Here is a 2,199-nt window from a genome sequence, read left to right as displayed (position 1 = left end):
GTCCATCATGTGGAACAACGACTCCTCCGACGGATAAAACAGACGGGGATGACGCTGGTCCATTACAAGTTAATTCAGACGTATTTCCTACTGCTGACACCACCAGAAGTCCATCACTAACTAACTCTTCACATAGTATTCGCACAGGGTCTGCTTGCCAGGGGAGCAATCCGGTATCTCGAGAGGAAGCAACGGTCAACACTACTCCTCGAATATTGTATTTTCGCCAATTTTCTCTTAGCCAAATTAATGCTCCTCCAATCTTTGATTCTATTTCCTCTGGGGTATTAAATCCACCAGTCTCAAGTAGGTATAAATTTGCTTCTGGTGCAGCGCCGGAATAATAACCATCGGAAAGATTACCTGAACCGGCAGCAGCTGCAGCGGTCCAAAGCCCATGCAAACCTTTATTCCAATGTTCCTTTTCCATATTTGCGGCCATTAAGGTTGGTACAGGGCTGACTTCTGTTGTTTTTACTAAGAAAGTTCTGCGTCCTGTATCGGAGGAAATGTCAGGATGAGGAGGAAATCGACCGTCAATAATTGCGATGTTAATATTCTTCCCAGTAAGATTACAAGGTATTTTAAGAAAATCTCTAATTGATGTCCACGCCAACAGACTCCACCTCACAATATTATTTGAAGATTACTGCTCTTTAGCTTAATAAACAACACGGAGCAGCTGCCGCTGCAAATTGCACTTCATTGTTAAACTAAAGTTACCCGTTAGCTGAAACTTTGATCAAGCTAAACAGGATATCCGAACCATAGCTTAATTAGATTTCCATCCGGGTCGTATACATCGAAAGATTTGCCACTTCCACCGCTGTCTTTGATGGGGCTTATTCTCACCCCGGCTTCAGTCAATTTTTTGTAATATTTTTCAATGTCTTCATTTACTTCTAATATGAGAACATGATTTGGCCTTCCTTGATGAGTAAATGTTAACCGTTCTTCTCCATCAGTTTGTGTCAACATGATATTTGCCCCTGATGCGGGGTAAATAAATACCTCCGTGTTACCTGGTTCAATAGGAAGACGATTTTTAGAAGTATCCAAGTAAAAACCCAATTGAAAAACATAAAAATTTACTGCTCGTTGCATGTCTTTCACTGGAAGTTCAATACAACTAACTGTTTTTATTTGTGCTGCCTCTCTGGTTTCTGGAATCATTTGGTTACCCCTCTCGCTTAGTTTATATTAATCATAACACAATGGTTAAGACACACGGTTCAGGATGGTAATAACGATAAAATCTGTTTAATTGAATCTATTTGGTATAAGGGTTCATCATGTCCTTCAAGCCACGGATGAATGCCACGTATCCAGACAGGGGTTAGTATCTTATTGTTATAGCTAATGTCCCCCATTGTTTTTCTTGTTCTGGTGTGTAAATTTCGTATGTACCCTTAATCATTTCTTCCATCGTCCAGCCTTCGCAATCGAAGTCTTTAAACGGAATATCTTCATACATTTCTTTAAATGTATCGTATTTTCTTAACTCAGCTACCTGAGCCCTTAATGTTTCATTATTTTTAGGGGCTTTGATAAATTCAATTGTGTCGCCGACTTTTATTTTTCTTCTCTTATCATCATTCAAACGTACTTCAACCATTTTCTTTCCTACTTTTATTGAACTAAAATACTCTCCATACAACCCCATTTGATGTACCATTTCCATCTCACCTCACTATTAATTTCGATACTTCTAATTCTTCTCCTTGCTGCATTCACCTGCCCGTATAGCTTAATAACAAGAGTAATCTCCTCATCAATGTGTATGTAAAAAACATAAGATGATTGATAATTGTTGTGCTTCTTAAGTTACAACAGCATCCCAGACTTGTTTAATAACATGAGCATCAGACTCTTGAGGATAAAATATAACTGTAAATACTAATGTTACTAGAGTAATTATTCCCCATACAACAAGGTAAGTAATTCGATTCAATTTTCTAGTTAGACTTAAACCGAAAATGCATATTGTACTGTTTACAACAAATACAGCTGGCAAATATAGAATTCTACCAAGACCAGTATTAGGAAAAAATGCAATTAACAATGTAATCATTAGTATTGAAGGCGAGATAAATAACAGATACCTATTAAAAATAGTGTTTACTTCTGACATACTTGCCTTAGTCCATTTAGGTGTTTTTCTAAGAAAGGTATTGTTACAATTGAGACATATATTAGAAT

General features: G+C 37.4%; 3 protein-coding genes and 1 pseudogene. All 4 read right to left on the bottom strand.

Translation table 11 applies throughout. The annotated features are described in order from the left end of the window. On the bottom strand, positions 1-616 hold a 616-nt coding region (locus AC1DWN_RS32630), incomplete at its 3' end, for a S8 family serine peptidase (RefSeq protein WP_477562993.1). Between the two features lie 131 nt (positions 617-747). Beyond that, positions 748-1,173, bottom strand: coding sequence for a VOC family protein (locus AC1DWN_RS32625; protein WP_477562992.1), 426 nt, complete (start codon positions 1,171-1,173; stop codon positions 748-750). A gap of 163 nt (positions 1,174-1,336) precedes the next feature. Continuing rightward, positions 1,337-1,675, bottom strand: a complete 339-nt coding sequence (locus AC1DWN_RS32620) for an ASCH domain-containing protein (protein ID WP_477562991.1) — start codon at positions 1,673-1,675, stop codon at positions 1,337-1,339. Positions 1,676-1,819: 144 nt separating this feature from the next. After that, positions 1,820-2,199 (bottom strand): annotated as a pseudogene (locus AC1DWN_RS32615) (hypothetical protein); the annotation flags it as partial.

It is taken from the genome of Paenibacillus sp. P4_A7 (assembly GCF_056402455.1).
Note: the sequence above shows the minus strand (reverse complement) of the source record. Positions and strands in the feature narration are given on the sequence as shown.